20 protein-coding genes are annotated in these 14,674 nt (G+C 67.1%); 16 read left to right on the top strand and 4 right to left on the bottom strand.

Translation table 11 applies throughout. The features are described from left to right. Window positions 1-29: 29 nt before the first annotated feature. Window positions 30-803, bottom strand: a complete 774-nt coding sequence (locus tag ACWD10_RS05100; protein WP_451087100.1) for a GntR family transcriptional regulator — start codon at window positions 801-803, stop codon at window positions 30-32. 183 nt (window positions 804-986) lie between these two features. Then, window positions 987-2,669, bottom strand: a complete 1,683-nt coding sequence (locus ACWD10_RS05095) for a tyrosine-type recombinase/integrase (RefSeq protein ID WP_451087098.1) — start codon at window positions 2,667-2,669, stop codon at window positions 987-989. A gap of 186 nt (window positions 2,670-2,855) precedes the next feature. Here ACWD10_RS05095 and ACWD10_RS05090 point away from each other — a divergent pair, with 186 nt between their 5' ends. The 3 genes from ACWD10_RS05090 to ACWD10_RS05080 all read left to right on the top strand — a co-directional run bounded on the left by ACWD10_RS05090 (window position 2,856) and on the right by ACWD10_RS05080 (window position 5,273). After that, window positions 2,856-3,044, top strand: coding sequence for a DNA-binding protein (locus ACWD10_RS05090; RefSeq protein ID WP_451087096.1), 189 nt, complete (start codon window positions 2,856-2,858; stop codon window positions 3,042-3,044). Between the two features lie 294 nt (window positions 3,045-3,338). After that, window positions 3,339-4,268: a recombinase family protein gene (locus tag ACWD10_RS05085; protein ID WP_451087227.1), complete on the top strand. Its 930-nt coding sequence runs from the start codon at window positions 3,339-3,341 to the stop codon at window positions 4,266-4,268. A 75-nt stretch (window positions 4,269-4,343) separates the two neighbouring features. Next, a complete protein-coding gene (locus tag ACWD10_RS05080; protein ID WP_451087094.1) occupies window positions 4,344-5,273 on the top strand; it encodes an MBL fold metallo-hydrolase in 930 nt (309 codons plus the stop codon). Here the strand turns inward: ACWD10_RS05080 and ACWD10_RS05075 are convergent. Next, window positions 5,195-6,031, bottom strand: coding sequence for an MmyB family transcriptional regulator (locus tag ACWD10_RS05075; RefSeq protein ID WP_451087225.1), 837 nt, complete (start codon window positions 6,029-6,031; stop codon window positions 5,195-5,197). The genes ACWD10_RS05080 and ACWD10_RS05075 overlap by 79 nt on opposite strands. 378 nt (window positions 6,032-6,409) lie before the next feature. Here ACWD10_RS05075 and ACWD10_RS05070 point away from each other — a divergent pair, with 378 nt between their 5' ends. The 7 genes from ACWD10_RS05070 to ACWD10_RS05040 all read left to right on the top strand — a co-directional run bounded on the left by ACWD10_RS05070 (window position 6,410) and on the right by ACWD10_RS05040 (window position 11,297). Continuing rightward, window positions 6,410-7,141 (top strand): beta-ketoacyl-ACP reductase, encoded by a 732-nt coding sequence (locus ACWD10_RS05070; RefSeq protein ID WP_451087092.1) that lies wholly within the window; start codon window positions 6,410-6,412, stop codon window positions 7,139-7,141. 580 nt (window positions 7,142-7,721) lie between these two features. Then, a complete protein-coding gene (locus ACWD10_RS05065; protein ID WP_451087090.1) occupies window positions 7,722-8,672 on the top strand; it encodes a ParB/RepB/Spo0J family partition protein in 951 nt (316 codons plus the stop codon). Between the two features lie 120 nt (window positions 8,673-8,792). After that, a complete protein-coding gene (locus ACWD10_RS05060) occupies window positions 8,793-9,125 on the top strand; it encodes a hypothetical protein (protein WP_451087088.1) in 333 nt (110 codons plus the stop codon). After that, window positions 9,122-9,349 (top strand): hypothetical protein, encoded by a 228-nt coding sequence (locus tag ACWD10_RS05055; RefSeq protein WP_451087086.1) that lies wholly within the window; start codon window positions 9,122-9,124, stop codon window positions 9,347-9,349. Before ACWD10_RS05060 ends, ACWD10_RS05055 begins: the two co-directional genes overlap by 4 nt. A 30-nt stretch (window positions 9,350-9,379) precedes the next feature. Continuing rightward, window positions 9,380-9,622: a hypothetical protein gene (locus tag ACWD10_RS05050; RefSeq protein WP_451087084.1), complete on the top strand. Its 243-nt coding sequence runs from the start codon at window positions 9,380-9,382 to the stop codon at window positions 9,620-9,622. 73 nt (window positions 9,623-9,695) lie between these two features. After that, the gene (locus tag ACWD10_RS05045; protein WP_451087082.1) at window positions 9,696-10,574 is read left to right on the top strand and encodes a hypothetical protein; all 879 of its coding nucleotides are present in this window, start codon (window positions 9,696-9,698) and stop codon (window positions 10,572-10,574) included. 441 nt (window positions 10,575-11,015) lie between these two features. Continuing rightward, window positions 11,016-11,297 (top strand): hypothetical protein, encoded by a 282-nt coding sequence (locus tag ACWD10_RS05040; protein WP_451087080.1) that lies wholly within the window; start codon window positions 11,016-11,018, stop codon window positions 11,295-11,297. A gap of 24 nt (window positions 11,298-11,321) precedes the next feature. Here ACWD10_RS05040 and ACWD10_RS05035 read toward each other — a convergent pair whose 3' ends face one another. Next, window positions 11,322-11,825, bottom strand: coding sequence for an N-acetyltransferase family protein (locus ACWD10_RS05035; protein WP_451087078.1), 504 nt, complete (start codon window positions 11,823-11,825; stop codon window positions 11,322-11,324). Between the two features lie 187 nt (window positions 11,826-12,012). Between ACWD10_RS05035 and ACWD10_RS05030 the strand changes: the two genes are divergently transcribed. From ACWD10_RS05030 to ACWD10_RS05005, 6 genes are all read left to right on the top strand, one after another. Then, the gene (locus ACWD10_RS05030; protein ID WP_451087076.1) at window positions 12,013-12,270 is read left to right on the top strand and encodes a hypothetical protein; all 258 of its coding nucleotides are present in this window, start codon (window positions 12,013-12,015) and stop codon (window positions 12,268-12,270) included. A gap of 632 nt (window positions 12,271-12,902) precedes the next feature. Beyond that, window positions 12,903-13,088 (top strand): hypothetical protein, encoded by a 186-nt coding sequence (locus ACWD10_RS05025; protein ID WP_451087075.1) that lies wholly within the window; start codon window positions 12,903-12,905, stop codon window positions 13,086-13,088. 206 nt (window positions 13,089-13,294) lie between these two features. Then, window positions 13,295-13,585 carry a hypothetical protein gene (locus tag ACWD10_RS05020; protein ID WP_451087073.1) on the top strand — a complete coding sequence of 97 codons (291 nt, stop codon included), beginning with the start codon at window positions 13,295-13,297 and terminating at the stop codon, window positions 13,583-13,585. Continuing rightward, entirely contained in the window at window positions 13,582-13,902 is a 321-nt protein-coding gene (locus ACWD10_RS05015; protein ID WP_451087071.1) for a VRR-NUC domain-containing protein, read from the top strand. The genes ACWD10_RS05020 and ACWD10_RS05015 overlap by 4 nt, the downstream gene beginning before the upstream one ends. A 159-nt stretch (window positions 13,903-14,061) precedes the next feature. Further along, a complete protein-coding gene (locus ACWD10_RS05010; protein ID WP_451087069.1) occupies window positions 14,062-14,289 on the top strand; it encodes a hypothetical protein in 228 nt (75 codons plus the stop codon). After that, the gene (locus ACWD10_RS05005; RefSeq protein WP_451087068.1) at window positions 14,289-14,558 is read left to right on the top strand and encodes a hypothetical protein; all 270 of its coding nucleotides are present in this window, start codon (window positions 14,289-14,291) and stop codon (window positions 14,556-14,558) included. The genes ACWD10_RS05010 and ACWD10_RS05005 overlap by 1 nt, the downstream gene beginning before the upstream one ends. Window positions 14,559-14,674 lie beyond the last annotated feature (116 nt).

Raw genomic sequence — 14,674 nt, 5'->3', positions numbered from 1 at the left:
GGCGGCGCTGCCAGGTCCTGTCGTCAGACTCACGGACGTACGAGGAGTTGGAACTCGAAGGAGTAGCGCGAGGCCCGGTAGACGTGGGCGCCGTACTCCACCGCGCGGCCCGTGGCGTCGAAGGTGGTGCGCGCCATGGTGAGCAGCGGCGCACCCTCGGGCTCGGCGAGGCGCTCGGCCTCCTCGGCCGTGGCGGCCCGGGCGCCGATGGCCTGGCGGGCGCTGTGCAGGGTGATCCCGGCGTTGCGGAGCAGCCGGTACAGGCCGGTGGCCTCCAGGGCGGCGCCGTTGGGGGTGAACGGGCCCAGCGGCAGATAGTTGCAGAGGTACGCCATGGGCTCGTCGTGAGCCATCCGGAGCCGCTCGATCCGGTGCACCTCGGCGCCCTCGGCGACACCGAGCGCGGCGGCGACCTCGGCCGAGGCGGGCACGACGGCGTTGCTCAGGACCCGGGTCGTGGGGCGCTGGCCCGCCGCTTCCAGGTCGTCGTACAGGCTGCTGAGCTCGAGGGGCCGCTTGACCTGGCTGTGCACGACCTGGGTACCGACGCCGCGGCGCCGCACCAACAGGCCCTTGTCGACCAGGGACTGGATGGCCTGGCGGACGGTCGGGCGGGACAGGCCGAGGCGCCCGGCGAGCTCGATCTCGTTGCCGAGCAGGCTGCCGGGGGCGAGCTTGCCGTTCTCGATGGCGGCCTCCAGCTGCTGCGCCAGCTGGAAGTAGAGCGGGACGGGACTGCTGCGGTCGACGCCGAGCTGGAGGTGGTCGAGGGGCGGGCTGGGGTCGGGGGCTGGCTTGGACACGGGCCGAGCGTATCCTCGCGCGAAGTTGACGGGAAGTCCGGAAGTTCGATTGTCAGGACAAAACGTGGGCATCTGCGGCCCTTGCGCACGTCTCTGACCTGCAACGAAGCATAGAAGTGCCCCCTCGGAGTGCTCTCCGAGGGGGCACTTTCGTAGCTCGGGGGACAAGCGGGGGACAGCTCGTCAGGCGGCGTCCGAGGCCTCATCCAGGGGGATCGAAGGCAAGACAAGGTGAAGATGGTGCTCCTGCTCGCTGCTCTGATCAGGGGTGATGACTTCGGACGTCGTCTCCTCAATTCCTGGGGCAGCGGCAGGTTCCTCATCCATCGCTGTGGCCGCGGCGGTGGGCTCCTCCGGGGTGTGCTGCTCCACAGCGTTGCGGCGCGGTACGAGGTCGACGGGTGCGTTAGCCGCTGCCTGCTCGAACTGCGGCAGGAGTGAGGTGTAGGTGTCGGCGGTGAGCTGGTAGCTACTGTGGCCGAGTAGGGCCTGGATGGCCTTCATGGACAGGCCGGCGGCGAGGCTGAGGGATGCGGCGCAGTGTCGTAGGTCGTGGAGTCGGATCGGGGGCAGGTCGAGGCGTTTGATGAATCGCTCGAAGTTTTGGGAGACGTTGCTGGGGTGCCAGGGGGTTCCGTCGGCTTGGGTGAAGACCTTGCCGGAGTTGATGTAGGGGCCGTACTTGGTGGGGTTGTCGCGGTGCTTTTGTTCCCACTCGGCTCGTTGGGCTTTCTGTACGTCGCGCCAGGCTTTGAGGAGGGCGAAGGTTGCGTGGTCGAGGGTGAGGCTGCGTTTGCCTGCGCGGCTCTTGGGGGTGTCTTCCCATACTTCGTAGGCGGAGTTGGTGGACAGTTGCTCGACGATTCTGGCGACGCCGCGGGTCATGTCGACTTCGCTCCAGGGCAGGGCTGTTGCTTCGCCGCGGCGTGGGGCGCGGAACACCATGAGGTGCCACATGACGTACATGGGGTGGTCGACTGCGGCGTCGAGGAATTCGCCGGTCTGGTCGGGGGTCCAGACCATGACGGGGCTGGGTTTTTCGCCGGTGAGTTTCCAGTGGGCGACGCGTTCGTCTGTCCAGACGAGGGCGTCGGGGCGTTCATACGTGGGGAGGGTGACGTGGTTCGCCCAGTTCTCGGTGATGAGCTTTTCCGTGACGGCGTCGCCGAGGGCTGCGGCGAGGGTGTTCTTGAACTTTCTCTGTGTGCCAGGGCCGGTGTTCCGGCGGGGTTTGGCGCGGGCTTCTTTGAGGGCGGCTCTGGCTGTGTTCCAGCGTTCGCGGAGGTGGGGCGGGCGGGGTGCGAGGGCTTGTTTCCATGCTCGGTAGGCGTCGTCGCATACGCTTTTGGCCTGCTGGGCTGCGATTCGGTTGGCTTGCTTGACCTCGTTGAAGGCCCAGATCTGTTTGAACATCTCCTGGATGTGGCGCGCTCGGAGTTCGCGCATGGTGAGGTGGCCAAGCCCGGGTATGAGGATGCGGTCGATGGTGTCGCGGTACTCCTCGCGGGTGCCGCGTTTGAGGTCAACGCGCCTGTCGAGCCAGCGGTTGAGGTAGGCGGCGACGGTCTCTTTGGAGTCGACGTCGATGCCGTCGGCGGCTTCGTCCCAGAGCTTTAGTGCCGCTTCCTTGGCCTTCGTGGCGGTGGGGAAGCCGCCCTTGCGGGGTCGGCGTCGTTCGCCTCCGGGTCCGTCGGGGAGGTTGAGGTAGTAGTACCAGGAGCCGTGGTCGCGTTTTTTCAACTGCGGGCATCTGGAGCCGAGTTCGCGTGACTTGGGGCGCCCTTTGGCGTCGAGGATCGGCTGGCCGTCGCTGTCGATCCTGGGCTCGGTGCACTTGCATCGTTTGTAGATACTTCCGTCGAACACGCGGAGAATCCCCCTGTATGTGCTGGGTCTTTCCTTACGTGTCCTGATCTTGCTGTAGCGAACGAGATGCTTCGTTGGGCACCGTATGCTTCCGGTCAGGTGGCGCGGGGAAGAAGGATGTGACCACCTTTGTCCTCATCTGTGGCGTCGCAGGTCGGCCATGCTGATGCGCGTAGCGGGATGTCCGTGAAGGAGCTGTTGTCGCTGCCGGCGGCAGTGAGTGTGGCGACGGCTGCGCGTGCGTTCGGGATTGGGGCGGACAAGGCGTACGACTTGATCAAGGCGGATGAGTTCCCGGCGAAGCTGATTCCGCTGGGGCGGACTCAGAAGGTGGCGACGGCTTCGCTGTGGGACGCCCTGGGTGTGTCGCCTTGATAGATACGCACCGGCCTACATGGCCCGGTCTGATGTGGAGTTTTGCCTCTCTTGGGCTCAGCCGTAGGTGGTGAGATGCGGTTTTCGCCTGGCCGGTTGCAGTGGTTTACGTCACTGCAGTCGTCAGGTCGTGGCGCCTGGACCTGCAAAGATCCCGTATGGATGCGGCTGCCGCAGCCTCCTCGTTGGCTTGTGACGTCACGACGTCGATATACATTGACCTATGACGGAGCTAGTGGATCGCTAATGGGCAGGCGATCGGCGTCCGATCTGGATGGAGTCAGTGTGGGACGGATGAGCGGGTATGCGAGCGACGGGGTCTTGAACCGCCCCGAGGCCGCCTTCTTGCGGAAGGCGGCCTCTCGCCTGCTCGACAGGCAGCCGCACAACGCGGTCGTCCGCTGGCTGAACGAACGGGGCTACACCACGGCCCGTGGCAACCAGTGGCGTCGCGAGGTGCTGATCCGTCTGTTCAAGAACCCGAAGATCGCCGGCCTTGATGAGGCGGGGCAGCCGATCGAGGGCTGGGACGAGCGAGTTTTGGAGCCCGAGGAGTACTGGCGTCTGCAAGCCCTGTTCGACGAGCAGCACCAGGAGCGCAGCCAGCCGCGCGAGGCTCACGACTACCTCCTGACACGGGGCTGCGCGACGTGCGACAACTGCGAGTTCGCGATGACGGGTGCGCGGGTGACCGCTGATGCACCCCCGTCGTACCGTTGCCCGCCGCCCACCGACGATCAGAAATCATGTGGCCGGGTGCGGATGAACGCTGACCGGCTTGAGGACACTGTGGGGGAGCAGGTGCTCGCCGAGTTGCTCAAGCCCGGGGCTGTGGAGCAACTGGAGGCTCTGCTCAGGGATGTTGAGGCGGAGATCGCCCGGCTGCGTAAGCACATCGACGGGGCCGAGGAGCGGTTCGCGAGTATCGGTGATCTATACGGACGGGGCCTGATGGTCGAGGCCGCGTTCATTGCGGCGCAGAAGGCCAACAAGGAGGACCTGCGGACAGCGCGGGCCCGCCTTCGCTATCTGGAGCAGATCACCGACCTGCCTCCCCTTGGTGACGTGAAGGATCTGGTGGCGTGGTGGAATACCGCGCCTCATGCTCGTAAGCGGGCGTTGGTCCTGCTGGAGGTCGACAAGGTGTGGGTCATGCCGCAGCCGGAAGGCAGTAATGACCCCCACGAAAGGATCCGGATCCAGTGGCGTCAGGCTGCCTCCTGACCAGTACGCATTTGACTGCGCGTGTCCGCTGCCCGGGCTCGCGTGCTGTGCCCTGCCGCATAAGGAAGACCTGCAGTGACCTCCCCTGCCTTGCGCCTGTTGTCTGCCTCCAGTTGGGCGTGGATGCACGACCGTACGGACTGGGGGTACAGCAACAGCGGCGTCATCGCTTCTCGGGGCGAAGTGCTGTTGGTGGACACACAGTTCACGCTCGCGGCCACCCGTCTGCTCCTGGATGCGGTGGACGCGGCAGTCCCAGGCGGAGTGATCAGGACGGTCGTAGCCACCCACGGCAATGGTGATCACACGTGGGGCAATCAGCTGCTGCCGGAAGCCGAGATCATCACATCCCTGGCGAGTGCCGAGGGCTTGTGCCATGAGATGGGGCCGGAGCAGCTGGCCGCCCTGTCCCGGTCGCGCGTGGCAGATCCGGTCACGGGCTACATCGCCCGCCACTTCGGGCACTTTGACTTCGCCGGCATAAGCGTGGTGGAACCCACGCGGACCTTCAGCGGCCGCGAGGAGATCAAGGTCGGTTCCGTGCTGGTGGAGTTGGTGGACCTGGGCGCCGGTCACAGCGTGGGTGACGTGGCGGTGCATGTACCCGACGAGGGTGTGGTCTTCGCCGGGGATGCTCTGTTCGCCGACAGCCACATGGTGGTGTGGTCGGGGTCGTTGAGCGGCTGCATTCGGGCCTGTCAGCTGTTGCTCGACACCGGGGCGCCGGTGTTTGTGCCGGGTCATGGGCCGCTGCTGGACCGAGCCGGTGTCACGGTCATCCGTGACCATCTGTGCCGGGTCCAGGATGCCGCTTCAGGCTATGCGCAGGCCGGGGTGCCGCTTGCCGACGCGGCCCGCCGAGTCATGGCGGGCCACGCCGGTTGGTGGGCGCACCCGGAGCGGTTGTTCACCCAGGTCTCGGCCGCCTACGAGGAGGCCGGGGCTGCAGTGGCGCCGTCCAGCGTGCTGGCGATGGTGGACGGCATGGCGTCCTTGGCCTGCTGAGCGATGTCGGCGGGCATGACGACCATGAGCCGGGTGCTGTCGCGCATCCGGGGCAAGGTCACGAACTCGACCTCGGCTTCCTCGTGCTGGTGCGGCAGGTACAGGCGGCGGCGGTCGCCGTCGGGGTGCGTGACGGCGGTGACGTCGTGCTCGAGGATCCTGCGGGCGACCTCGTCACGTTCCTTGATGGAGTTGTAGACCTCGGTGAGGCGGGCATCGCCGCGGTTGGCTTTGTGTGCGAGGCGCAGTTGGGAGGCCATGGGTTTGGCCCAGGTCTCTTCCCAGTCGATGAGCTGCAGCCGCGCTTCGGGGTAGGTCAGGGCCCAGATCATGACGTTGATGCCGTGGAGCATCCATGGGAAGTCGCGGGCTGCTGCCTCGTTGAAGACGCGTAGGTCCCAGCGGCTGTCGAAGCTGTAGGCGGGCCAGGGCAGACGGTGGATGATCGCGGACAAGAAAGGGTCGATCACGCTGGCGCCCGGACGGGGGCGTAGTACCGGACTGCAGCCGTTGGCTTCGAAGTAGAGGTGGGCGCGCTGGGCCTCGTCCAGGTCGAGGATGCGCACGACCCGGTCCAGAAGCTCCTCGCCTACATGACCAGCCGTTCCCCTCTCCAGCTTCCCGTACCAGCCCTCTGTCACCCCAGCGAGCTGGGCAACTTCTGCCTGCGTCAGGCCCTTTCGTCGGCGTGTGCCGTACCGGGCGGTGAAGCCGGGCACCGCCGCGGGGTCTCGGGCTTCGCGCCAGGCTTTAAGCATGCGGGTGATCGGCGGCGGGTCTTTCGGCATGTAGGCGTACTACTCCCCTGAAGTAAAGGCCAGGAAAAGGATCAGGAGAGCCTAACTCACTTTAGACCTTTGTCCGACTTGAGGGTCCTGTCAGGCAGTGCAACACATACACGGATCATTTCGGGCAAATCACATGGGAGCTGTGGGGTAAATCCGTACTCGCAGTACCGGTTGTGCCGCTACCGGCACCAGAAGGACCGAACGAACGGCCGCGAAACCAGGCAATGTGAACCTGCCGGTAACGGGCCACATCCTCCCGCCGGCCCGCCGCCTCACCGACCGCGCCCCTACCGGGGGGACGCGCATGGGGCGGCATCGCATCATCGTCGATCCGAGAGGTGTCCCAGCATGAGCGTCTTCATCACCGGCGGAAATCGAGGCATCGGCTACGCCATAGCCGAGGCCCTGGCGGAGTTCGGTTACGACGTCGCCGTGACGTACCGCTCAAGCGAGCCGCCCAAGGGTTCCTACCGGCCGGGCGAGACCCACGCAGGCAGCGGCTTCCTCGCCGTCCAGTGCGACGTGACCGACCCCGAGCAGGTCGAGCGGGCCTTCAAGGAGGTCGAGACCGAACTCGGCCCGGTCGACGTCCTGGTGTCGAACGCAGGCATCACCCGCGATGGGCTGCTGGCGCGCATGCCGGAGGAGGACTTCACCAGCGTGGTGGAGGCGAATCTCACCGCGGCGTACCGCGTCGCCAAGCGCGCCCTGCCGGGCATGCTCCGCGCCAAGCGGGGGCGCATGGTGTTCATCTCCTCCGCAACGGCTCTGCACGGTGAAGCAGGTCAGACCAACTACGCCGCAGCCAAGGCCGGACTGATCGGGTTCGCCCGCTCGGTGGCCCGCGAGTACGGCTCGCGCGGCATCACCGCCAATGTTGTCTCTCCGGGCCTGACCGCCACCGACATGACCGCCGCACTGCCCGAGGAGCGCATGAAGGCCCTGCTGGGTCAGATTCCGCTCGGCCGAGTCGCCCAGCCCGAGGAGATCGCGAGCGCCGTGCGGTTCCTGATCAGCGAAGGCAGTTATGTGACCGGGGCTGTCCTGCCGGTGGACGGCGGCGCGGGAATGGGGCACTGACGCGGTGACTCGTACGGGTGCCAGCCCGCAAGGGGCTGTGGGGACAGGCAGGGGCGGGAGTGGTCGATCCTGAGCGCATTGCGGCGCTGGCGAAACAGCCCGCCCGGCGCTGTACGGGCAAGCCGGGCGGCGCAGACCGCTTGATGGTCCTCAGCGGCGTGGGGCAGGAGGCCGGGCCGCTCGCACGGCCGGTGGCATGGTCCGCGGGATGCTGCCTGACAGCAGGGCGGCACGAGGGAGGACTTCCCGGTCGGGAGGCCAGGATGCGGGTGTGCGGACGCTGCCCGATCCGGGCCGAGTGTTTTACCGTGCCGGCCTCAGGTGCCCCCGCAGCGGTGACGCGATGGCGCGAGCGGCCGGGCAGGGAGCAGCCGCTCGCGGACTGAGGCCGCAGAGACATGTAGGGCGTCGAGGGAACTCGGCGCCCTACATGCATTTTCGCTGGCCGGGGCGTGAGTTGAGCGTGGTCGAGGTCACTTGCCGGGGCGAGTCCGGGAGTGGACACCCCTCCTGAGGTTAGTAGAATAATTATAAGAAGTGAGGGAGAAAGAAGTCCTCACACCACCTCTTGGAGCCCGAAGTGCAGCGCGTCCTCAAGATGAACCAGATCCACCGCAACCCGCGCCAGCCGCGCGAGTACTTCAACGAGGACGCGCTCAACGAACTCGCCGACTCCATCGACAAGTACGGCCTCATGCAGGCCATCGAGGTCCGCCCCGACAACAAGCTCGGCGGGTACGAGATCGTCTCCGGCGAGCGCCGCTGGCGCGCCCACCGGATCCTCGGCCGCACCAAGATCCGCGCCAACATCACCTCCGAGAAGAGTGAACTGCAGCGGTTCAAGCGGTCCATGTCCGAGAACGTGACCCGCGAGGACATGACCCCCTTCGAGGAGGCCCACGGCTACCAGCGCATCCTCGACGAAGAAGAGGGCGCCACCATCGAGTCCGTGGCCGCCGACTTCAGCAAGACCACCACCTACGTCAAGCTGCGCCTGACGCTGCTCGACCTGCGCATCGAGGTCCAGCAGCTCGTCCAGGACGGGAAGATCGGCACGCAGGCGGCCGTGCAGATAGCCGCGCTCAACCTCGCCAATCAGGGGTCGGTGCTCTCGAAGTTCGTGCGCGGCGAGTTCGCCTCCGACAACGAGATCGTGCACTTCGCCTACGCGATGAAGCAGCAGCAGGACCAGGCCGTCCTCATGGTGGTTGAGGAGATGACCGAGGAGCAGCGCACCGAGCGCGCGGCCGCGCAGAAGAAGACGCGCACCACGCTCGACAAGATCGAGCAGGTCCGCGAACTCCTCGACGAGATCGCCCGCACCGAGCCGCTCAAGCTCGCCGAGAACCTCGAAACGCAGGTCGGGGCACGCCTGGAGCAGCTCGACCGGGTCGCCGAGTCGCTGACGAAGGCCCGCTTCCAGCTCAAGCAGGCCAAGGCGCATGCCGAGGCCCGCGAACTCGTCACCGTCAACCCGGAGGCCGAGGCGGACGAGCACCAGCAGACCGAGCGCGAGACCGTCGCCGCCTGACCACCCCGCCATTTGGGCTGCGGGCGCAACCTTCGCCCGCAGCCCGCCCATTGGGGCCCAGCCCGCCGCCTGCGGCCCCTTCTCGCCTTCACTCGACCATCGTCAGGAGACAGCTCCGTCATGCGCTACACCGCGCCGCTCACCCCCACTCAGGCCGAGCAGCTCGGCCGCGACGTCGGCACGATCATCGGCCTCGCCGCCAACGCCATCAGCCACCTGCGCGGCACCGCCCACACCGAGACCCTGATGCAAACTCTCACCTCACCGTCCGCCGTCGACGTCACCGCGGCCCGCTACCTCAAGGCGCTCGAGAAAGGCGACAGCCCCGGCGAGGCCGCAGCGAAGGCCGGCACCGCGCTCGTCCACGACTGGGCCGACGCCGTCCTGGAAACCCGCGACCGCCTCAACCAGCAGAACACGGACACGGGCGAAGAGCAGGAGGCCGCCCTGTGAGTACCGCCTCGGCTGGGCGTGACTGGACCGCCATGCAGCGCGCCGACTTCGACGTCACTGTGCCGGGTGAACTGCCCGTGCCCACCGGACCGGTCCGGATCCCAGCGGCTCCCGACCACGTCGGCACCCAGGCCCTCTTCGGCGAACCCGTACCCGAAGCGCCCGCACCACACCAGCAGCCCTCTCGACCCGGCGACGTCGACGGGCAAGACCAGCTCTTCTGACCCCGCCCCACCCCGATTCGGAGAACCCCCTTGTACTTGGTCACCATCGACGCCGAGCACGGCGTCGTAGCCGCCCCGCAATCAGAAGACGACCTCGACGAAGCGACCGAAGCCGCCCTCCTGGCGCGCGGCTTCGCCTGGAACGACGACATCGAGGCCTACGCCCACCAGACGGCGACCGACCCTGGGACCGCCACCCTCACGCACTTCCTCCTCGCGGACCACGGCCACGCGGTCATCACCGTCCACAACTCCAACAACCAACAGCCGTAAACCCACCCGCGCGGCCATATGGGGCCGGTACTGCACCGGCCTCGCCTGCCCCTTCGCACCTCTGGGACTCTTTGTGCCGATCTACCTGCGCGAACCCGCGCCCACCCGCCCCGCCGACGGCAAGGGCTACAACCGGCTCAGCCTGAATGCCCACATGGGCTTCGGTGGAGCACAGTGCGCCCTGCAGCCGAAGTCGTGGGCCACGCTGTACGAGAGCTACGACACCCGCCGCGCCCGCTGGGGCGGCTTCGGCCACTGCATACGCAACGGCGACTGCGACACCTGCTCCGTCTTCACCGCCTCCCTCGACGACTCCGGGGAACGTGTGCCGTTCAACGCACCCCGGGTCCTCGTCCGGATCGAGACCGCATTCCCCGACGGCGCCACGTCCGCCGCACAGCCGGTCACCACCTTGTGGATGACCGACCGGCCTGACGACCCCGACTACCGCACGCATGGGCAGCAATGGACCTGGCTCCGGCTGCAGCGGCTGAGGGGCTGGGAGTTGGGACGCCAGTACCGCGACCAGATAGGCCCCGGCTTCTGGATGCTCCGCACTCCGTACGCACCGGCCCCGCACGTCGAGGTCCGCACCCAGACCCGCGCTTCGCTCAGCCGGCACGCCTTCATGGTCGGCGGCACCCGCGCAGCCCTGCTGGCCTGCTACGGGCGCTGCCGCCACGACGACGGCACCCTGCTCAACGTGATCGGACACCACACCCCGGACACGGTGGACGACGAGAACCTCAGCCTCGGCTGGTGGCAGCTGACCGTGCCGGCCGGGACCGCGCAGGGCCGCCACCTCGCACTGGCGGCCCACCGCGGCTCCGCCCGCATCGCCCTGCACGAAGGCCAAAACCGACTCGCGACCTTGTCGTTCACCGGATCGCAGTGGAGTGCCGATCAGATCCACGCGGCCGCGACGGCGCTGCTCGACCGCACAGGCCGGTGACGCATGGCCACCTGGACGCCGCCATCGCCCCTTTACCTGCCCGACGTGCATCTCCCCAACTGCCGCACCGAACCATGGACATGCCGGACGTGCGCGACTCCGTGGCCGTGTGACACCGCGAGCGATTACCTCACGCCCGGGCGCTGCCAGTGCGGTTCACCCACATTCTGGGAAGAGCGCCTGCCGCGACACTGGCACACCGGACCAAGCTGCTACGACCACAACGACTCCATGGCCGCGGTCGCCAAAGAGCTGCACGAGTACCACCAGGCCCATCCGCACTTCCCGCCGCAGCGACCGCCGAAGCCCAGACGCAAACAGCGCCAGAGGCCACCGTACGAGCACATGCCGAACGGGCCCGGAGACATTCGGCTCGGGACGTGGCTTTGGGTGAAACCCGGTGGCCTACACCCAGGATGGGGAGACATTCACCGCCTGGCCATGCTCACCCGCCTCGACAGCCCGTACTGCGAAGTGTGGCTCGACGACACCACCATCCACCGCGTCAAACCGCATCTGCTGATCCTCGAGAACGCAGCCGTGGCGAACGCGGCTCGCAAGGCGGGTGTGACGTTGGTCGACAAGACCGGCCCACGGCCCTGGCCTTACCTGCCGCAATGGCAGTGGCTCGACTGGACCCTCGCTGAACATCTCGACCACCTCAACGATGGCATCGAGCCGACAGGCAACGAGCCCGTGCAGGGGAGCTTGTTCACCACCTAGCAGCCCAAGGGGGCTGGCACAGGCTCATGGAGTGAGCAGCGCACCCATGTAGTACTCGCTGACCGACTCGCCCTGGACGATGAGGGCGTCACGGCGCAGCCCCTCTATCTGAAAGCCGCATTTCAGATACAGAGCCAGGGCCCGGTGGTTGTGCTCCATGACGGTCAGTTCGAGCCTGCGGAGCCCTCGCTCCACGGCATGCTCGCGAGCCGACTGAAGCAGGGCGCGTCCAAATCCTCGACCAGCGAACTGCGCGGCAACACCAATGACTACGTGGCCCGTCGAGCGGGCTCTGGCGTGCGGGGTGATTCCGACGGACACGTAACCGACGGCCGTTGGGCCGTCCCAACTGATCACGGTGTAGGACGGGTCGTTGTTGTCGCTGAGCCGTCTGCGCAGATGACTTGGATCAGTGTCTCGCTCGCCGGGCTCCAGCAGCATGAACTCGGACTCCTGATCCAGGGTGAGCTGGAGGTTCAGAAGCACATCGGCGTCCTGAGGACCGGCAATCCGGAGTTCCACATCCATGACGAGCAGCATGCCAGCGCCGTGCAGGCGGTTGCACCGCCTTTCCCTGCGCCGCGAGTGGACTTGGCTGGCCGTAGCGGAGATCACATTCGGGAACTGGACACCCTGCTTAGCGTGAGTAGAATAATACATAAGAGGTAAGGGTGAGAACCCACTCAACTGACCACCCACGAGAGGAGATCGCCAAGTGAGCGACGTTCGGGACCTGCAGATCGACGAGAAGGCCACCTACGGCATCGAGACATACACGCATGACTCGGCAGGCGAACTGGTCAACTCATCCATAGGCGCGATCGAAGGCTCAGAGGTGCGCGGTGACGTCAAAGCCCTCCTCGTCATGGCCTACGACACAGTCACGCAGGATGGCGACCGCATCGAACTGACAGGACGCCGACTCACGGGCGGCGGCGGGACACTCACGCGCACCTTCACCAGGATCAAGTAGTCGACCAGGGCCCGCCGCGCGATGGCAGGGCCCTTCAGACGGAGAAGCGATGTTCACCGCCCCCGCCATGATCGAGGCCGCCGCCACCCTTGGCGTCCCGGCACCCGAGTGCGAAGCCTGCGAAGGCACCGGGACCGTCATCTATCTGCACGGTCCGTACGAGCGCGCCCGAGAATGCGACTCCTGTCACGGCGCAGGCCGCTGCCTCCCGTGCCCCCATTGCACCCTCGGCGTCACCCCGGGCACGGAAGACACGTGTCCGACATGCGACGGATACGCCTCATTCCGCTGAGAAATAGGCCGGGACTTAACTAGAGAGTAGATAGTGATGAATCTCGGAGACCAACTGGCTCAGCAGGCCCTCGAAACGGGTCGACGCATCACCCCTGCCGCCGCGCCGCCAGGCATCCTGCGGCTGGCGGTAACGCTTCCTGACGGGGGCATCCAGCACTTCGAACGCCCTGCCGCCAGTGCAAGCGACGGCTGGCGCGCCACCGACTTCGAGAGTCCGGGCTCCGGGTTCGCCTTCAACGAACCCGTCTCCGCAGCGTGGGGCCGCGGCCTCGACGCACTCACACTCGCGGTCGCCCGACGGGCCCACCGCGACTCGACGCCACGACAAGGAGGAGCCCGTGCTTGATGAGCAGACATTCGTTACTCCCGCCAAGCCCGTCCCCGGAGGCAAGCTCCGCCCGGTCGGGCGGGTCACGAGTCATGTCCGCGACTCTCTGACCGGCGAGCAGTTGAACATGGTCCTGTGGGTCGGCGCCGTGAAGGCGCTGCCGTACGACGATGACGAACTGGCCATCGCAGACTGACCACGAATAGGCCGATGTTTATCTTCGTGCTAGGTTCTTACATGATGTGAGGCCCTGGCACGGCCCCACCATCCACCCAGCCTCCGGACGGGCAGCGACCCCCCGCGCCCCGCCCGCCCGGAACGGCTCGTCCGATACGAGCCACCCCTCCGGCCGGGACCCGCACACCCCCAGCGGGTCCCGGCCCACCCATGGAGAAACCCGACATGCCTGCCACGAACACCCGATACGACGATGCCCTGCGCCACACCATCGACGATGCCTTGCACCAGGCCCTCATCGTCGAGCAGTACGGGCGCCCGCTCGAGGCACTCCTCCAGGAGAAGACCCGCCACCCGCTGCCGGAACTCCTCAAGGAGCAGCGCCGTCGGCCCAGCCTGCCGGGCCCTTCGGCCCGCCCCCTCATCCCGGGCAACCCAGACCCGGACGCCGCCGCGCACCGCGTCGCACTCGAAGAAGCCATCGCTCTGCGGCCCCACCGGAAGGCTGCCGCGTGACCGAAGAGGAGTTCCGTCGGCACGTCCGCAAGCTCGCAGCCCTCCGCGGCTGGGCCCTCGCCTACCACACGCACAACTCGCAGCGCAGCGACGCCGGATGGCCCGACGAGGTCTACGGACACCCCAAGGCCAGGCGCACGATCTTCGCCGAGTTCAAGTCCAACACCGGGCGCCTGCGCGCAGCGCAGCGCGACTGGCTCAAGCACCTGGCGGCGTGCGGCTTCGAAACCGCCCTGTGGCGGCCCAAGGATCTCGACCACATAGTCGCTGTCCTCGCCCCCGACGGCCCACGCGCTCAGCTCCCTGACAACCTCTGAAAAGGAGACCCATCCCCGTGCTCGACCGCACCAAGCGACACTCTGAAGTACCGCCCGCACCTGGCGCCATGTGGTGCACCTCCTGCGACAGCTGGTTCAACACCATCACCAACACCTGCCGCTGCAACAACCGTTAGGCCCTCGCCGAGGAAGACGCTTATGACCGACTCTGATCGCGCCCCCACCCCACCCCGCGGCATCCTCGACGCAGCGGTGCGCGATCAGAGTTCACCCACGGATGCGGGCTTCGACCCCGAGCAGGTTCTGGAAGAGATCGCCCGCCTCGCCAACGTGCTCTGCGAGCACCTCGCAGACGACCACTTCACCGCCGCCGCCAAGATCCGCCATCTAGCCGAGACCACCCGCCTGTGCCCCGGAGACTCCTGATGCACGCCCGCTTCGAACCCCTGCCCGCCACCCACGGCAACCAGGACGCGTACGACACCGCCGCAGCACTCCGCGAGCGCCACGACGAGTGGGCACACATAGCCAACCTCGGCAATCTGAACCGGGCCACCAACCTCAGCTACCGCATCCGCACCGGGAGGCACGCAGCGTTCCGACCGGCCGGCACTTTCGAAGCCCGGGCCCGCAGCGTCGACGACGGCACCGCCGACGTCTACGCCCGTTACATCGGTGACCGCCCCAGCCAGTAACGCATCTGACAGACGAACCGCGATGAGAAAGCCAGGCGGGCCCCATGCCGATTGCGATCCTCGCGTGCCCGCCGAAGGGGCTCGGGCGCCCGCCGCGGGAGCCGGCGCCTGCTATG

The organism is Streptomyces sp. NPDC002851, from assembly GCF_053591935.1.
The sequence above is the reverse complement of the archived record's forward strand: the minus strand, read 5'-3'. Positions and strand labels throughout refer to the sequence as shown.

Coding starts and splice junctions, on each gene's coding strand:
- ACWD10_RS05085 (WP_451087227.1), top strand. CDS start 3,339: ATGAGCGGGTATGCGAGCGACGGGGTCTTGAACCGCCCCGAGGCCGCC.
- ACWD10_RS05075 (WP_451087225.1), bottom strand. CDS start 6,031: ATGCTTAAAGCCTGGCGCGAAGCCCGAGACCCCGCGGCGGTGCCCGGC.
- ACWD10_RS05070 (WP_451087092.1), top strand. CDS start 6,410: ATGAGCGTCTTCATCACCGGCGGAAATCGAGGCATCGGCTACGCCATA.
- ACWD10_RS05060 (WP_451087088.1), top strand. CDS start 8,793: ATGCGCTACACCGCGCCGCTCACCCCCACTCAGGCCGAGCAGCTCGGC.
- ACWD10_RS05040 (WP_451087080.1), top strand. CDS start 11,016: ATGCTCACCCGCCTCGACAGCCCGTACTGCGAAGTGTGGCTCGACGAC.
- ACWD10_RS05035 (WP_451087078.1), bottom strand. CDS start 11,825: ATGGATGTGGAACTCCGGATTGCCGGTCCTCAGGACGCCGATGTGCTT.
- ACWD10_RS05020 (WP_451087073.1), top strand. CDS start 13,295: ATGCCTGCCACGAACACCCGATACGACGATGCCCTGCGCCACACCATC.
- ACWD10_RS05010 (WP_451087069.1), top strand. CDS start 14,062: ATGACCGACTCTGATCGCGCCCCCACCCCACCCCGCGGCATCCTCGAC.
- ACWD10_RS05005 (WP_451087068.1), top strand. CDS start 14,289: ATGCACGCCCGCTTCGAACCCCTGCCCGCCACCCACGGCAACCAGGAC.